This window comes from Sphingomonas sp. PvP055 (assembly GCF_040546365.1).
Taxonomy (GTDB): domain Bacteria; phylum Pseudomonadota; class Alphaproteobacteria; order Sphingomonadales; family Sphingomonadaceae; genus Sphingomonas; species Sphingomonas echinoides_A.
The window spans coordinates 1,779,213-1,794,825 of sequence record NZ_JBEPNS010000001.1 but is presented as its reverse complement, the minus strand read 5'-3'; the positions used below and the strand labels follow the sequence as shown (position 1 = coordinate 1,794,825).

14 protein-coding genes and 1 pseudogene are annotated in these 15,613 nt (G+C 66.6%); 3 read left to right on the top strand and 12 right to left on the bottom strand.

Annotated elements, in window-relative coordinates:
• Positions 1-200 precede the first annotated feature (200 nt).
• The 6 genes and pseudogenes from ABIC16_RS08700 to ABIC16_RS08675 form a co-directional block, all read right to left on the bottom strand.
• Entirely contained in the window at positions 201-863 is a 663-nt protein-coding gene (locus tag ABIC16_RS08700) for an alpha/beta fold hydrolase (RefSeq protein ID WP_354290766.1), read from the bottom strand.
• The gene (locus ABIC16_RS08695; RefSeq protein WP_354290765.1) at positions 860-1,930 is read right to left on the bottom strand and encodes an AbrB family transcriptional regulator; all 1,071 of its coding nucleotides are present in this window, start codon (positions 1,928-1,930) and stop codon (positions 860-862) included. The genes ABIC16_RS08700 and ABIC16_RS08695 overlap by 4 nt, the downstream gene beginning before the upstream one ends.
• Complete coding sequence (locus ABIC16_RS08690; RefSeq protein ID WP_277970240.1) at positions 1,927-2,580, bottom strand: YjbE family putative metal transport protein; 654 nt, start codon at positions 2,578-2,580, stop codon at positions 1,927-1,929. Before ABIC16_RS08690 ends, ABIC16_RS08695 begins: the two co-directional genes overlap by 4 nt.
• Positions 2,581-2,585: 5 nt before the next feature.
• Positions 2,586-3,887: a CitMHS family transporter gene (locus ABIC16_RS08685; RefSeq protein ID WP_354290764.1), complete on the bottom strand. Its 1,302-nt coding sequence runs from the start codon at positions 3,885-3,887 to the stop codon at positions 2,586-2,588.
• 22 nt (positions 3,888-3,909) lie between these two features.
• A pseudogene (locus tag ABIC16_RS08680) lies at positions 3,910-5,410 on the bottom strand (OprO/OprP family phosphate-selective porin).
• Entirely contained in the window at positions 5,407-6,480 is a 1,074-nt protein-coding gene (locus tag ABIC16_RS08675; protein WP_277970243.1) for an ABC transporter substrate-binding protein, read from the bottom strand. Before ABIC16_RS08675 ends, ABIC16_RS08680 begins: the two are co-directional and overlap by 4 nt.
• A 100-nt stretch (positions 6,481-6,580) precedes the next feature.
• Here ABIC16_RS08675 and ABIC16_RS08670 point away from each other — a divergent pair, with 100 nt between their 5' ends.
• From ABIC16_RS08670 to ABIC16_RS08660, 3 genes are all read left to right on the top strand, one after another.
• The gene (locus tag ABIC16_RS08670) at positions 6,581-7,246 is read left to right on the top strand and encodes a response regulator (RefSeq protein WP_277970244.1); all 666 of its coding nucleotides are present in this window, start codon (positions 6,581-6,583) and stop codon (positions 7,244-7,246) included.
• On the top strand, positions 7,236-8,636 hold the full coding sequence (locus ABIC16_RS08665) for a sensor histidine kinase (RefSeq protein WP_354290763.1): 1,401 nt from the start codon (positions 7,236-7,238) through the stop codon (positions 8,634-8,636). Before ABIC16_RS08670 ends, ABIC16_RS08665 begins: the two co-directional genes overlap by 11 nt.
• Positions 8,637-9,002: 366 nt before the next feature.
• On the top strand, positions 9,003-11,093 hold the full coding sequence (locus ABIC16_RS08660) for an epoxide hydrolase family protein (protein WP_354290762.1): 2,091 nt from the start codon (positions 9,003-9,005) through the stop codon (positions 11,091-11,093).
• A gap of 74 nt (positions 11,094-11,167) precedes the next feature.
• Here ABIC16_RS08660 and ABIC16_RS08655 read toward each other — a convergent pair whose 3' ends face one another.
• From ABIC16_RS08655 to ABIC16_RS08630, 6 genes are all read right to left on the bottom strand, one after another.
• Complete coding sequence (locus tag ABIC16_RS08655) at positions 11,168-11,392, bottom strand: SDR family oxidoreductase (protein WP_354292288.1); 225 nt, start codon at positions 11,390-11,392, stop codon at positions 11,168-11,170.
• An 80-nt stretch (positions 11,393-11,472) separates the two neighbouring features.
• A complete protein-coding gene (locus tag ABIC16_RS08650; protein WP_354290761.1) occupies positions 11,473-11,859 on the bottom strand; it encodes an SDR family oxidoreductase in 387 nt (128 codons plus the stop codon).
• A 96-nt stretch (positions 11,860-11,955) separates the two neighbouring features.
• Positions 11,956-12,717, bottom strand: a complete 762-nt coding sequence (gene budC, locus ABIC16_RS08645; protein WP_277971284.1) for a meso-2,3-butanediol dehydrogenase — start codon at positions 12,715-12,717, stop codon at positions 11,956-11,958.
• Positions 12,717-13,286 carry a type 1 glutamine amidotransferase domain-containing protein gene (locus ABIC16_RS08640; protein WP_277971281.1) on the bottom strand — a complete coding sequence of 190 codons (570 nt, stop codon included), beginning with the start codon at positions 13,284-13,286 and terminating at the stop codon, positions 12,717-12,719. Before ABIC16_RS08640 ends, budC begins: the two co-directional genes overlap by 1 nt.
• 37 nt (positions 13,287-13,323) lie before the next feature.
• A complete protein-coding gene (locus ABIC16_RS08635; RefSeq protein WP_354290760.1) occupies positions 13,324-14,409 on the bottom strand; it encodes a catalase family protein in 1,086 nt (361 codons plus the stop codon).
• A gap of 76 nt (positions 14,410-14,485) precedes the next feature.
• A complete protein-coding gene (locus ABIC16_RS08630; RefSeq protein WP_354290759.1) occupies positions 14,486-15,577 on the bottom strand; it encodes a catalase family protein in 1,092 nt (363 codons plus the stop codon).
• Positions 15,578-15,613: the final 36 nt, after the last annotated feature.

Sequence of the window (15,613 nt, the reverse complement as noted above, 5' to 3'; positions counted from 1 at the left end):
GGCCGAGGCCCCGCCCCCCGAAGTTACGACGTTCAGGCACGGCCAGCGCACCGACTGTTCCTCAAAGCGGACTTGCAGCTTTTGGGCGGCTAAGCGGACGGACTGGAAGCGCCCGAGGCATGAGCTTCCATCGGTAGCTCATGCCTCGGATTAAGACGGTTCCAGGGCTTATGTAATCCGGGGCCAGGTTTTTGGCTGAGTCAATTTCGAGTGCGCAGCCAATTGCGCAGAAGCATCGTAACCTCGCCCGGACGTTCCATGGGCGCGAGATGCCCGCAGTTGCTGAGGACGTGGAAATGCGCACCTGGGATACGGTCGGCGAGCGCCTGGGCATCATCAGGCAGGCAGATCCGGTCACGGTTCCCTACGGCGATCAGGGTCGGCATGCGCACCGCAGCGATCGCCGGACCGATATTCGGGCGCTCAAGCAACGCACGCTGCTGGCGCTCGAACACCTCGGTACCGACACGCTCCGCCATTGCCTGAACCGGGCCGGTCAGAATGGGCGTCAGCAACGGATCGGCGTGCGGGGCGATCGCGAGCAACCCCTGCTCGGTCACGGTGCGCGGGCGCATCTGCATCGTGGCGCGGGTCGCGAACAGCGCGACGCGCTCGATCCGCTCGGGCGCCTGGCGGATCATCTCGAGCGCGACATAGCCGCCCAGGCTGACGCCTGCGACCGCGATCCGCGGCGGCGCATGCGCAAGGACGCGCGCCGCCATCGCAGCGAGCGTGTCGTCCGCGGTCAGATCCCCCAGTTCGGGATGCGCGACATTGCCGAGATCGACCACCTGTCGTGCCCAGAGCTGCCCGTCGCACCCCATCGCGGGCAGGAGCACGAGCGGGGTCTGCTTGCGGATCATGATCGTTTCTCCTGATGAAATGGCCGGAAGCCCAGCGGGGCACCGACAAGGACGAGCACCACGCGCGTGACGTGGTGCAGGACGACGACGCCTGATTCGAGCCCGAGGCTCAGCGCGACCATGCTCATCTCGGCGAGCCCGCCGGGAGAGTAAGCCAGCGCGAGCAGCGTCACGTCGAGCCCGGTGATCCGTCCGAGCACGAAGGCAAAGGCGAAGGTCAGCGACAGCAGGATCACGCTCGACCCCGCGGCAAGCGCGAGGATACCGAGGAACGCACGCACCCCGAGCCCGGCGAAGCGGCACCCGATCGTCGCGCCGAGCCCGACCTGCGCCGCGGCCAGCAGCCATACGGGCACGCGGAAATCGGTGATGCCGGTCGCGTGGAGCACGCCGCTGATCGCGAGCGGCCCCATCAGGTGCCACGCGGGCAACCGCAGCAGGCGACCCAGCACGCCCCCCACGATCATGCTCCCGCCGCCCCACAGCAGCAGCGACAGATCGGGCCAGGCGGAGGCGCTGGTAAAGCCCGCCGCCGCCACCACAACCGGCGCATGAAACTGGCGGATGACGAAGGGCAGCACGAACACGACGACGAAAATGCGGGCGGCATGGATCAGCCCGACGGTGCGTTCGTCCGCGCCGCGTTCGCTACCCAGCAACACCATTTCCGCGATCCCGCCGGGCATCCCCGCGAAATAAGCGGTGGCGGGGTCGAACCCGGCGACGCGGCGGAACCACGTCGCGCACAGGACCGCCGCGATCGTCAGGAACAGCGGCAACACCAGCAGCGGCAACCACCAATCGGCGACCAGTGCGAACAACCCCGGGTGGAACGAACTGCCCAGCACCACCCCAATCACCGCCGCCATCGGCCGTCGCGTCGCCGCCCCTGCCGCGATCGGCAAACCCGCGATGCTGGCCAGCGCGCACGCCCCCATCGATCCCAGCACCCACGGCAGCGGCGCACCAAGCGCAGCAAACGCCGCGCCCCCCGCCGCCCCGATCGCAATCGCCGCGACGAAGCGCAGCGCGACTCGCGCCGCATCCCCGTCGCGCGGCACGATCATCCGAACAGGCCGAGTACGCCGCGGGTCGGATCGGTCAGGCCTTCCCAGATCATCCGCCCGGCGACGTAGACGATCACGAGCAGCCCGACATAGGCGAGCCAGCGATACCGTTCGATCACGCGCGCGAGCACGTTGGCGGCAAGCCCCATCAGCGCGACCGACAGGATCAGCCCGATCGCGAGGATCCCCGGATGATCGCGCGCAGCACCCGCCACCGCGAGGACATTGTCGAGGCTCATCGACACGTCGGCGACGGCGACCGCCCATGCCGCCGCCCAGAATTTGCGCGGCGCCCTGTTGGCGATCTCGTCGGTGTCGGTGCCGCCCTCTTCGGTGCGCAGCTCGCGCCACATCTTCCACGCCACCCACACCAGCAGCAACCCGCCAGCAAACACGAGGCCGACGACTTGTAGCAACTGCGTCACCACCAGCGCGAACACAACGCGCAAGATGAGAGCGGCGGCAACCCCGATCAGGATCACGTTGCGGCGCATCGCCGCGGGTAGCCCCGCTGCCAGCGCGCCGACGACGATCGCATTGTCGGCGGCGAGCATGATGTCGATCATTACCACCTGCGCGAAGGCGGCGAGCGCGGCGGGCGACCCGATATTGGCAAAGTCCGCGGCAATATGCTGCCAGAGTTCGGTCACGGTCGTCATCCTATCAGCGGGAACGCGAGCACCAGCATGCCCACGATCGTCATTACCGCACACACCAGCGCGGCGGGGATCAGGGAAAACCGTTGATGGTCGGCCAGGTCAATCCCTGCCAGACTGACCAGCAGATAGGTGGAGGGCACCAGCGGGCTCAACAAATGGACCGGCTGGCCCATCAGCGAAGCGCGCGCGATCGCCATTGGCGACACGCCATAGTGGCTCCCCGCCTCCGCCAGGATAGGCAGCATCCCGAAATAAAAGGCGTCGTTCGAGATGAAGAAGGTAAACGGCAGGCTGAGCGCCGCGGTGATCGGCGCCATATACGGCCCGAGCGCGGGCGGGATCATCGCGACCACTTCCTTGCTCATCGCCTCGACCATCCCAGTGCCCGAAAGGATGCCGGTGAAGATGCCCGCCGCGAAAATGAGCGACACTACCGACAGCACGTTGCCGGCATGCGCGGTGATCCGCTCCTTCTGCTCGGCGATCTGCGGATAATTGACGATCATCGCGATCGCGAACGCTAGCATCATCAGCACCGACAGCGGCAGCACCCCGGAAACAAGCCCGGCAAGCAGCGCGACCGTCAGCACCGCGTTGAACCAGCGCAGCTTCGGGCGACGCGCCTCGGGGAATTGCGAGACCGCCATGCCGGTGAAGGCAGTCGGCCCGGTCCCCTTGACCTCGCCGATGCGGCGACGCTCCTTGCGTCCGAAGAAGATCGCCAGCCCGATCAGGAACGCCAGCCCGGCGATCATCCCCGGGATCAACGGCAGGAACAGCGTCGCCGGATCGAGCTTGAGCGCACTCGCCGCGCGCGCGGTCGGACCGCCCCAGGGGGTCAGGTTCATGATCCCGCTGGTGCTCATCAGCAGGCAGCACAGGTACAGCCGGCTCATGTCATAGCGCTTGTAGAGCGGCAGCAACGCCGAGATCGTGATGATGTACGTCGTCGATCCGTCGCCATCGAGGCTGACCAGCGCGCACAGCACGACCGAACCGATTAGGATCAGCAGCGGATCGCCGTGCACCACGCGGAGCAACCGGTTGACCAGCGGATCGAACAGCCCGGTATCGGTCATGATCGAAAAGAACAGGATCGCAAACAGCAGCATCACGCCGGTTGGCGCGAGGTTCTTGATCCCGTCGATCATCATGCCGCCAACGCCGCCGGCAAAGCCGGCAAGCAATGCGAACGCGGTCGGCACGACGATCAGCGCGACCAGCGGGGTCATCCGCTTGGTCATGATCAGCGTCATGAAGGTGGCCACCATGAGGAAGCCGAGAAGCGCTAAATCCATCGATATTGTCCTCTAGGCCGCGTCAGAAGGTGACGGCGATGCGGGTGCTGACGGTTTGGCCGTCGTCCTGCCCGGTGTAGGCACCGTCGCGATTGTCGGTGTTCCAGTGGATCGCGTTAAGCTGGATCCGGGTGAAACTGTTGAGATACCAGTTCGCGCCAATCGTCGCGGCCCAGCCACGCCCGCCGGTGACGAGATCGCTGTAATCGAGGTTCTCGTAGCGCGCGGTCAGCTCGATCGCGCCGGCGCCACCCTCGAACAGCGGCTTGAGCACGCGCGGCTGGCCGAAGCTGCCAAGGCGCGGATTGTACGGCGGAAGGTCTCCGGTGATGAACCAGCCGCCCGACAGGCTCCATGCCTTGCTGACGAAATCAGGCCGTCCGGCGTTCAATCGCGCGTTGCGCTGCCCCGCCTCGCCCATCACCCATAGCGGGCCGAGATAGCCGCCGAGATTCCGCGCCATAGCCGGTGGTGCCGGTGCCGCCGGTCAGCGGCCCCGACCCGACCCGCAGCGCGCCGTTGAAGCGCCCACCGATCACGGTATTGCGCGTCAGCGAGGTCGCCGCGCTCGACAGGCTTTCATCGAACCCCCACAGCCCGAGATGCAGCACGCCGGTATCGCTCTTGACGGGGTTCCAGTGTGCGCGTGCCAGCACGGTGCGGCTGTCGCTGACCGCCTGATTGCCGTCGACGCGGTCGCCCGTGACGGTGACCGAGGCATGGCCGGTCTTCCAGAACAGCCGCGGCATGATGCCGATGCCGTAGAAACCACGCTGCGGGATGATCGCGGTCGAGACCGTGCTGCGTTCCATGAACGGGGTCGAGTCAGAGCCGGTCGAGCCTTCGAACGCGCGGTCGTTGAACAGATGCCCCGCGCGCACGTCATAATCGAGCCCGGGCCTGATGCGGTTGCGCCAGCCGATGAAGGCGGTGACGATATCGACTTCGTTTTCGCTGAAGTCGGTCTCGAACTGATAGAAGAAGCGTGTCCCCACCCCGCCCTCGATCCCGAGCCGCAGCGCGCGCATCCCCGTGGTGGTGATGTTGCGCCCGTCGTAGCGCGAGCCAAAGGTCGAGCTAACGTCGGTGAGGATCCGTCCGCGCGGCTTGAACGTGTAGAGCCCATCGACCGAGTGGAACACGGGCAACCCCGATCCCCATTCGGTCGTCACGCCCGCGGCTCTGGCTTCGCCTGCACGCGCAACGTCGCGTTCGGCCGGACCGGGGGGGACGAGCTGTGCGGCATAAGGTGCGGTGACGATCGGGCGGCGGGGCGGCGGCGTGGTCTGCGCCATCTGGACCGGCGGGGTCGCGGCGACGGCTGGCGGCGTCGCCGGAACCGCGTCTTGCGTCGCAACGGCCTGCGTCGCTTCCAGCCGGTCGAGCCGCGCCTTCAGCGTCGCGATCTCGCTCGCCTGCGCACGCACCAACGCGCTCAAGTCTTCCTGGCTCGGCGTCTGCGCAAGCGCAGGCGTGGCGATGACGAGCGCCACAAGCGCACAGCCAGTTCGTAACAGGGTCATTTCGCGGTCAGTCCTTCGGCCAGAATGGCGGTCCAGTCGGCAAGGAAGCGCCGACGCTTGATCGAATCGAGATTGACGAGCAGCTGCGGGCCGACCCGGATCGGGCGCCCCTGATCGGCAGCGAGATGGGGCGCGGGAACGTCACCGCGAACCGGGAACAGCTCCTGCCGCGCCAGCAACGTCTGCCCGCTGCGCGACAGCAGGAAATCGAGGAACAGTTTCGCCGCAGCGGGGTGGCGGGCGTCGCGGGCGATGAACGCAACGCGCGACGCGACGATCGTGTAATCGCGTGGGAACACCACCCCGATCCGCGCATCGCGCCGCGCGCGTGCCAGCGCATACGGCCCGACGACATTATACGCGATCGCCGCGCGCCCGCTTGCGACCGCATCCAGCATCGGGCCCGTCGTCCGCGACAACAAGGGACGCGTCGCGGCGATCGCCTGAAGCAGCCCGCGCGTGTCGCGCGTGGTGCCATAATCTTCGGTCAGGTACAGATAGCCCACGTTGGAGCGCGTCGGATCATAGGTCGCGACTCGCCCGGTCAGGGGACCGCGCCGGTCGCGCAACAACCGCTCGAACGCTTCATGCGTCCGTGGGACCGCAGCGGGTGGGATCAGACGCCGGTTGTAGACGAAGCCGACCGGCTCGGCGGTGATGCCATACCCCATGTTCTTCCACACCGCGGCCTGCGGAAGCGCGGGCTTTTCGGGGCTTTGATAGGCTTGCGCGAAACCGTCGTTGATCAGCTTTGCCTGCAGATCCATCGCCGACGACCAGACCAGATCGGCGGAGGGACGGCGCGCGCGGGTTTCGCTGACGGCGCGGCGGTACAGGTCACGGGACTCGAGCTCGACATAATTGACACGGACGCCGGGAAAGGCCCGCCGGAACGCCGCGATCGTCGGCCCCATCGCCGCGGTATCCGCATTGCCGTAGACGTCCACCACGCGCTCGACCCGCGCCTCGGCGATCAGCGCATCGTAAGAGCGCGGATAGCCAGCCGGACGCTGCGCCGTTGCCGGCACGGCGACGCCCGTCAGTAGCATCAACAGAAAGATGGTCCGCATCATCAAGCTCCTCTCGCCTCCCGCCTCTACGTTCGGGTAAGCCGTTGAGCATGCGGTACGCGTTCAACCTGTCACCCACCTTTCACGGATCGGCACTGCCATGCGGATCCTGATCGTCGAGGATGACGCGGCACTCGCGCGCAGCATCGCGACCCTGCTGCGCGCCGCTGGCCACGCGATCGACCATGTCGCGACCGGCGAGGATGCGTTGCTGGTCAGCGAGAGCGAACCCTATGCGCTGGTGATCCTGGACGTCGGCCTGCCCGATATCGACGGTTTTGCCGTACTCCAGACGCTCCGCCGCCGTGGCGAGCGCGTGCCCGTGCTGATGCTGACCGCGCGCGACGCGCTGGACGACCGGGTGCGCGGGCTCGATCTCGGCGCGGACGACTATCTGCGCAAACCCTTCGCGCCTGAGGAACTAGAGGCGAGAATCCGGGCGCTCGGGCGACGGCGCGGGGGCGATCCGACCCCGGCGCTGATCATCGGTACGCTCGCGCTCAACCGCTCCACCAGCGAGGCGCGGGTCGGGGAGCGGCTGCTCGATCTGCGGCGGCGCGAATGGGCGGTGCTCGACGCACTCGCAACCCGCGTGGGTCAGATCGTCCCGCGGGACACGCTCCATGCCGAGGTGTTCGGGTTCGACGAACCGGTCGGCCCCAATGCGATCGAGGTCAACATCACGCGACTGCGCGGAAAGCTCGCGCCAGACGGACCGACGATCCGCACCATTCGCGGCGTAGGTTATCTGCTCGATGCCGGGTAACCCGCGCCCGCGTGCGCTGGCGCTGCGTACCCGGCTGCTTGCGGCGATGCTCGCGCCGCTGCTCGGGATCGCGGTGCTGCTGGGTGTCGCGGGGGCGACGCTGATCGCCGATGTCGTCCGCCGCACCAACGATCGGGTGCTTGGCGGTGCGCTGGGTGCGATCGCTGAAACCGTGCAGGTCGAGCGCGGCGCGGTGACGCTCGACCTGCCCGCCGCGGCGTTCGGGATGCTTGAGAACAGCGAGCGCGACAACGTCTATTACCGGGTCGCCGTCGGAGGGCAGTTGCTGACCGGCTATGCCGATCTGCCCGCGCCCGCGCCCGCGCTTGCGAGCCTTGCAGTCGATACGCCGCGCTTCCGCTTCGCGCGGTACAAGGACCAGGACATTCGCATCGCCGAAGTCCGCCGCGCGCTTCCGCGGATTCCGCAGCCGGTCATCGTTCAGGTGGCGGAGACACTCGACGGGCGCACCGCGCTGCAAAACCGGTTGCTGATCGCGCTGCTGATCGGGGAGCTGGTGTTGGTGGGGGTCGCGATGCTGCTGATCCGCCCGGCGCTGTCGTGGAGCCTGCGGCCGCTCGCGCTGCTGCGCGACGCGATTTCGTCACGCGATACCCGCGCCACGCCGGACCTGTCGCCGCTTGCGACCGGACCGTTGCCGATCGAACTTGGCCCGCTGGCGGATGCGTTCGATCATCTGCTTGCACGGCTCGATTCGGCCACGGCCGGCGTGCGCCGCTTCACCGCCGACGCCTCCCACCAGATGCGCACCCCGCTGTCGGTGCTGAAAGTCCAGGTCGCGCTTGCGCGTCGCGGCAGTCCGCAAGCGCTTGGCGAGATTGCGGATGCCGCGGACCGGCTGGAACGGCTGGTGACGCAATTGCTCGCGCTCGCGCGTGCGGAGGAAAGCGGAACCGCGCCGCCAACCGAGCAGGTCGATCTGCGCGAAGTCGCGGTCGCAGTCATCAATCGGCGGATCGCGCAGGCGATCGACGCGCACGTCGACATTCAGCTCGATGCGCCGGACGGCCGTATCCTACTTGCAGGCTATCGAACGTTGCTGTTTGAGATCCTATCGAACCTGCTCGACAATGCGATCCGCTACAATCGCGCGGGCGGCATGGCCGCGATCACGCTTGAGCGATCGGATAACGCGGCCATTGTCACGGTGCTTGACGATGGCCCCGGTCTAGCCGACGAGGATCTCGCCCGGATCGGCGAGCGTTTCGTCCGCCTCGCAACCAGTGCCGGACACGAAGGCAGCGGGCTCGGCCTTGCAATCGTCCGCTCCGCTGCGTTGCGGCTGGGCGCCGAGCTTCTTGTAACCAATACGCATCCAGGGCTACGAGTAACACTGCGCCTTCCAATAAAAGCCGACAACAGGCGTTAATTGGAAACTGCCCCACCTTTGCGGTGAAGGCTGCTAATTCACCGCCGGAGCCTACCCAGTCCATCCAAGCCTTGCGCCAGTGTCTCGGAGAGTTTTCACGGTGACGGGGTCCCAAACTCGTAGCCCTGGTGATCGACGAGGTCGGTATCGGGTCTGAGATGGATCATGCCGAATAGGGCTGCCGACGATCGCGCGAGCTACCCACGCTTCTTTGACCCAATTCCAGACGTCCAAACCGCCGTACCCGCTTCCCAAAAGCAGCCGTCCGTTCATCCCGCTTCGAAGCGCCTTTCGGCGGCTTTCGCGCGTTCGATGTTAGGCTTTCAATCGGGAAGCAGGATTTACCCCCTTCGGCAGGATCGACACATGGCAGAACCCTTCTTCATAGCGGTACCCGACGACCGGCTCGCCGCCATCCGCGCCAAGGTCGAAGCGTTCGACTGGAGCCTTATGCCGGACGCGGGAAGCTGGCAGTCGGGCGTCGGCCTCGCCGATCTCAAGCGTCTCGTCGACTATTGGCTGGCGGACTACGACTGGCGCGCACAGGAGCGGCGGCTCAATATGCTGCCGCAGTTTACGGCCGACGTGCAGGGGCAGAGCCTCCACTTCATTCATGCGCGCGGCGATGGCTCACGTCCTCCGCTGCTTCTGCTACACGGCTGGCCGGGGTCGTTCCTCGAATTCGAGGCGCTGATCGCGCCGCTCGTCGCCGATGGTCACGACGTCGTTGTTCCCTCGCTCCCCGGCTACGCGTTTTCGGACCGCCCCGTGTCTCCGATCGGACCGAAACAGACCGCAGAACTCATGCACGGCCTGATGGTCGAGCTGTTCGGCACGCGACGCTATCTCGTGCAGGGCGGCGACTGGGGTGCCGCCATCGGTGGCTGGATGGCGCACGCGCATCCCGATGCGATCGCCGGACTCCATCTGAACATGGTGCTGCTCCAGGCCAACGACGCGGTGCCGAAAAAGCCCGACGAGGTCGCCTGGGCTGCGAAACGCGCCAAGCTCGCCAAGGAAGAAACTGGCTATTCGCAGGAACAGGGCACGCGCCCGCAGACGCTCGGCGTGGCGATGTCGGACAGCCCGGTCGGCGTCGCGGCGTGGATCTTGGAGAAGTTCGGCGCATGGGCCGACGTGCCGCGCGACGCGCACAACCGCCCCGACCTGTGGCAGGCGTTCGACGAGGACCTGCTCCTTACCAACATCATGCTGTATCTGGTCGAGGGATCGTTCGTGACGTCGACCTGGATGTACCGTGGCCGCGTGCTGGAGGGTTCGGGCTCTTTTCCTGCGGGAACGCGAATTACCGTACCGACCGGTGTCGCGGTATTCCCCGACCCGGTCTTCCCGCCGCCACCGCGCTCGCAGGCGGAGAAGACCTATGACATCGTTCAGTGGACCGAGATGCCCGCGGGCGGCCACTTCGCCGCGCTCGAGCAACCCGAATTGCTGCTCGCCGACATGCGCCGTTTCTTCGCGTCCAGATCGGTTTCCGACGACGCCCCGAAACGCTCGATCGCACTTCGCTCGGCTGGGATCATCGCTGCAACACTGGCAGCAGCCGCGGTCTACACTCGCGCGACGACCAAGTGGATCGAGCAGGACGTGCCCGCCGACGGCCGTTTCATCGACGTCGCAGGTGCACGGATCCACTATGTCGATCGCGGTGCGGGACCGCCGATCGTCCTGATCCACGGGCTGGGCGCGCAGCTCCGCAACTTCTCCTACGGCGTCGCCGATGCGCTGGCCGACGAGTATCGCGTTATTCTCGTCGACCGGCCCGGCTCGGGCTATTCGGTGCCGACCGGCGAACAGCCCGGTGTCCTTGGCCAGTCGGCGATCATTGCAAGCCTCATCGACACGCTCGCGCTCGATCGTCCGCCGCTGCTCGTCGGTCATTCGCTGGGCGGTGCGGTAGCCCTCGGCGTGGCCACGCACCATCCCGGTTCGGTCGCCGGCCTCGCGTTGCTGGCGCCGATGACGCAGCCGCCTGGATCGATGCCCGCCTCAGTGGCAAACGCGATCGAAGGCAGCCCGCGCTCACGCTCGATATTCGCCAATCTGATAGGTACGCCGATCAGCCGTGCGGCGTATGGCCTGCGCTGGGGCAAGATCTTCGCGCCCGATCCAGTCCCGGCCGACTTCGCCACGCGCGGCGGCGGTGGGCTCGACGATCGCCCGGTTTCGGTGAACGCCGCGCTGGTCGAACTGGCCAGCGCAGACGTCGACCTGGCCGCGATCGTCAACCGTTATGCCGAGCTGACGATCCCGGTTGCGTTGCTCTACGGTCGTGACGATCAGGTGATAGCCCCTTCGATCGACGGCGACCGGGCAGTAGCCGCAATTCCAGGCGCGACGCTGGAGATAACCGACGGAGGCCATATGCTCCCGGTCGCGCATCCGCAGGCCAGCGCCGCGTTCGTCCGCCGACGCGCCGAGCACGTCTTGCAGTAGCGCCAAGGGGGCCAGGGGGCTCGGCGCCTGCTGACCCCCTCGGAGGAGATAACGACGCGTGCCTGTCTTACGCGTCAGTGTGCGGCGACCTGCCCACCGTCGACGTGGAGTATCTCGCCGGTCACGAACGTGGCATCCTCGAGGTACAGCACCGCGCCGACCACGTCCGCGACCGTGCCCATCCGACCGAGCGGGTGAAACGCTCCGAGCCCGGCGCGCGTCTCGGGAGGATGCATCGGCGTTTCGGTGATTTCGGGCGACACCGCGTTGGCGCGGACCCCCCGGGCGGCATATTCGATCGCCAGGCTGCGCGTTGCCGCAGCGAGCCCACCACCGACGGGAATTCGACATTGGCGTGCTCCGCCAACGTCGTGACGATCTACAGGATATGGCCACTGCCCTGCTCGACCATCAGCGGCAGCGCCGCCTGCGTCATGTGGAAGAAGCCATCGAGATTGGTCTGCGTGATCTGGCGGTACTGCTCCGCCGTATAGTCGGTGAAACGCTCACCGATGAAAACGCCAGCGTTGTTGACGAGCGTGTCGACACGCCCGAACCGGTCGCGCGCGGCCATCACGGCGCGCCTCGCGGTTTCAGGATCGGCGACGTCGCCCGCAACGGTGATCCAATCGTCAGCCTGCGAAGGTGCGATCGATCGCGACACGCCGACGACGCGCCAGCCGCGCGCGCGATACGCGTCTGCAATCCCCTCACCCAAGCCTTGCGAGGCGCCGGTGACGATAGCGACCTTGGGCGCGTCAGACATCGACCGCGTCGATCTGCGCGCGAAAGGTAACGGGGGTCGTCATTGCCGAATGGACTCCAAAAGAGAACGAGAGCGCATTGGTGCGCTCTCGCGATGTCAGGACAGCGGAGGTTGGCCGTTGGACGCGGTCAGTCCGCCGTCGACCGGCAGGTTGACGCCCGTCACGAAGCGCGCGTCGTCGCTCGCCAGGAACGCGATCGCACCGGCGATGTCGGCGGGCTCGGCACCACGCCCGATCGGGATTCGCTCCTCGAACTTGGCGATCAGGTCGGGCTGTTCCTTCATTCCCGCGGTCAGCGCGGTATAGGTCAGCGACGGGTTGACCGCGTTGACGCGAACGCCATTCCTGGCCTCGTCCATCGCCAGCGCGCGCGTGAAGTTGCTGACCGCACCCTTGGCCGCACAGTAGAAGCTGTGGTTCCAGTCGCCGCCGAGCCCCGACACCGACGACACGTTGATGATGCAGCCCTTCGACGCACGCAGATGTGCGATCGCCGCGCGGCTCATATGGACGACGCCGTACAGGTCCGTCTCGATCACCTTGGTGAATTCCGAAAAGTCGCCCTCGTCGAGCTTGCCCAGATGGTCGACGCCGGCGTCGTTGACGAGCACGTCGATCCGACCGAAGCGGTCGATTGCCGCCTCGACCAGCGCCTCGCACGCGGCACGGTCGGTGACGTCGGTTTCCCGCGTCTCGACGGTGCCGCCCAGCTCGGCTGCCAACTTGCCGAGCGCGCCCGTGTCGATGTCGCCCAGCACCAACGTCGCGCCTTCCTCGGCAAAGCGGCGCGCGGCCCCCTCACCGATGCCCGAGGCGGCACCGGTGATTACGACGACCTTGTCGGCAAAGCGCGCCATCATGCGTTCTCCGCCTGCGCCTCGTGCCTGCCCTCGCAGAACTCCTCGACGAGCTTTGCACAGAACGCGGGCAAGTCATCCGGGGTGCGGCTGGTGACGAGGCCCTGGTCGACGACGACCTCCTGATCGACCCAGGTCCCGCCCGCGTTGCGGATGTCGGTGGCGAGCGTCGGGTACGACGTGAGCGTACGACCGCGTACCTGATCGGCCTCGATCAACGTCCACGGCGCGTGGCAGATCGCAGCGACCGGCTTTCCGGCGGCGAAGAAATCGCGGACGAACGCCACGATCTTGTCCGACGACCGCAGCGTATCCGCGCCGACGCACCCGCCCGGGATTACCAGGCCATGGAAGTCGGACGCCGATACGTCGTCGATCGCCTTGTCGATGGCGAACGTCTTGCCGGGATCGAGGTCGTTGTTGAACGTCTCCGCGTCGCCGGTTTTGAGGCTGATGACGGTCACTGCGCCGCCCGCCTGCTCGACCGCCGCCTTGGGCTGCGCGAACTCGGGTTCCTCGGTGCCACGGGGTGCGATCAGGATCGCGATTTTCTTGCCTTGGAGCTTCATGGGTATCCTTTCGAAATTTGATTAAGCGTGAGCGGTATTAGGCCGGAATATCGGTGATAGCCGCGGTGTTCGCGGCGGTGATGCCGGTCTCGCGGTGGCGGAAATCGCTGAGCGCGCGGTACACATGCATGCGTGCGCGCATCACGCCGCCGAGCGGGCGGTGCGCTTCGAGCGCGTGCGCCGGCCGGAACGTCATCACCTCGTCGAAATAGCGGACGCGGTCCGGCCCATAGGCGGCCTGCCGCGGCAGACGGATCGTTGCGATCGTGCGGTATTCGCTGACCCGCGTCGGCCAGTCGACCGACGTATCCTCGATCGGCTGCGTCTCGGCATCGGCCCAGAGTTGCGCGCGCAGTTCGAAGACCGCGTCATTGCCGTCGAAATACGCGATCGCGGCGTGACGGAAGCCATCCTCATCCTGGTGCGGGTCGAGCCGCCAATCGTCGAGTGCACGCTGCTCAGGCGAGACCGGAAACACGCCGAGTTTCGCGACATGATCGCCGTAGCGGATGGGGCACTGGCTGAAGTAGGTCTCGACGAGCGGGTGGCTGAACGGATGGCCGTAAAAGTCCAGCGTTGGGCTTGGTTCTGCACCGACGGCGTTCAGGACCGTATTGATGTTGCGCGCGATCAATGCGGCCGCGCTTTTGACGCCTTCGGGCATCGGCACGGTCATGCCGATCTTCTTCGCCTGGGCGAGAAACCCGGCGGCGGTGCCGGCCGGAAACGTTGTGCCGCTCGCCAGGACGAAGTCCTGCGTCGGCGCGTCGTGACCGGGCAGCTTGGCGCCTTCGACACCAAAGACCTTGATCGCCATGCCACGGTGCGTCGAGACGCGGTCTCCAAGCTTCTCCCCAGGCCCTTGCGCAAAGCGGACCGCGACGTCGAACGTCCCCGGGTTCGCGAACAGCCCCTGCGCCAGTTCCGGCGGCAGATCGTCAGCGACGACCATCGTTCCGATGACGCAGGCCGTGCTCTTGGCATGACTGGCGCGCACCGCATGGCCGTCGCGCTTTTCGACCGTCTCGCTCTCCTGCGTCATCCCCTTGATGATGCCGTCGATACTCTCCTGCTCGCCGGGCTCAGGCGTCTCGATGTCGTCGCGATAGGGTAGATAGGGCATGGGAAGCTCCTGTTAGATCAGGATGTTAACACTCGAATGCCCCGCGACGTTTCGGTACGGTTCCGTGCAGACCCGGTCAGTCGAGCGCAGGCAGCGACCGCGGCTCGTGCATCGGGCAGCCGTTCAACTGGCTGCGCAAATCCTGGATGACCGGGTAGACCGCACGGCGCGCGCGCATGACCGACCCGAGCGGCCGATGTGCCTCGACGCCGTGCCAGGGGCGGAACGCGGTCTGTTCGTTGAGCACGGTAACGCGCTCCTCGGACCAGCTCTTCTGCGGCTTCACCGTGATGGTCGCGACCGGGATGTAGGGATTGCCCTGCTCGGGCCACGGCGTCGCGGCGTCCTCGATCGGGTTCTCCTCGAGGTCGCGGCAGAGTTGCGCGCGCAGCGTCCATGCACCACCCTCGTTCGCGAAGATCGCCATCAGTTCTTTGCGGATCGAGTCGGGGCTCTTGCTCTCGTCGAGCTTCTGATCGGTCAGTGCACGAAAGTTGGGCGATTCCGGCACGATGTCGAACTTGGCGATATAGTCGCCAAAGCGGAGCGGCGCCTGCGAGCCATAGCGGTCGCCGATCGGGTTGGTGTCCGGATAGCCGCCAAAGCCCTTGAGCAACGCGCTCTCGCCGCCGACGGCTTCCAACGCCTGCTCGATCGGGCGCAACACCTTCGACAGCGCCGCCTTCGCCCATTCCGCGCGGTTGGTCGTCGCGGCGAGCAGCTTGGTGTTGCGCAGGAACCCGACCGGCGTCGGGTTCGAGAAGGCGACCCCGGAGGCCATCAGAAAGTCCTGCGTCACCTCATCCTCGGCGCCCGGCAGCCGCTCGCCGTCGACACCGATCACCTTGATCGAGAAGCCGCGCGGCAGGGAGACGCTGTCGCGGATCGGGTCGCCCGGGATCGCAGACATGCGGATGATGACCGGGTAGCGACGCCCGCGCTCGAAAATGCCCTGCGCCTGCTCGTCCGCAAGGTCGTCGTGGACCACCATCTCGCCTTCGAGCAAGGCATGACTCTTGGCGTGAACGCCGCGCTGCGCATGGCCGAGGTCCTCGTGCGTCTTCTCGACGATGTAGCTGAACGTCTTGTTGAGACCGTCGATCGTCTCCTGCTCGTCGGGACCGATCGTCTCGACGTCGGGGCTGTAGCGGATCGGGTTCTTCAACATGGGAAATCCCTTTGGTTCAGCGCAGTAACGCGCGGT

Excerpts from the sequence above, each read along its gene's own strand:
- ABIC16_RS08700 (WP_354290766.1), bottom strand. The coding sequence starts at position 863 with ATGATCCGCAAGCAGACCCCGCTCGTGCTCCTGCCCGCGATGGGGTGC.
- ABIC16_RS08695 (WP_354290765.1), bottom strand. The coding sequence starts at position 1,930 with ATGATCGTGCCGCGCGACGGGGATGCGGCGCGAGTCGCGCTGCGCTTC.
- ABIC16_RS08685 (WP_354290764.1), bottom strand. The coding sequence starts at position 3,887 with ATGGATTTAGCGCTTCTCGGCTTCCTCATGGTGGCCACCTTCATGACG.
- ABIC16_RS08675 (WP_277970243.1), bottom strand. The coding sequence starts at position 6,480 with ATGCGGACCATCTTTCTGTTGATGCTACTGACGGGCGTCGCCGTGCCG.
- ABIC16_RS08670 (WP_277970244.1), top strand. The coding sequence starts at position 6,581 with ATGCGGATCCTGATCGTCGAGGATGACGCGGCACTCGCGCGCAGCATC.
- ABIC16_RS08665 (WP_354290763.1), top strand. The coding sequence starts at position 7,236 with ATGCCGGGTAACCCGCGCCCGCGTGCGCTGGCGCTGCGTACCCGGCTG.
- ABIC16_RS08660 (WP_354290762.1), top strand. The coding sequence starts at position 9,003 with ATGGCAGAACCCTTCTTCATAGCGGTACCCGACGACCGGCTCGCCGCC.
- ABIC16_RS08650 (WP_354290761.1), bottom strand. The coding sequence starts at position 11,859 with ATGTCTGACGCGCCCAAGGTCGCTATCGTCACCGGCGCCTCGCAAGGC.
- budC (WP_277971284.1), bottom strand. The coding sequence starts at position 12,717 with ATGGCGCGCTTTGCCGACAAGGTCGTCGTAATCACCGGTGCCGCCTCG.
- ABIC16_RS08640 (WP_277971281.1), bottom strand. The coding sequence starts at position 13,286 with ATGAAGCTCCAAGGCAAGAAAATCGCGATCCTGATCGCACCCCGTGGC.
- ABIC16_RS08635 (WP_354290760.1), bottom strand. The coding sequence starts at position 14,409 with ATGCCCTATCTACCCTATCGCGACGACATCGAGACGCCTGAGCCCGGC.
- ABIC16_RS08630 (WP_354290759.1), bottom strand. The coding sequence starts at position 15,577 with ATGTTGAAGAACCCGATCCGCTACAGCCCCGACGTCGAGACGATCGGT.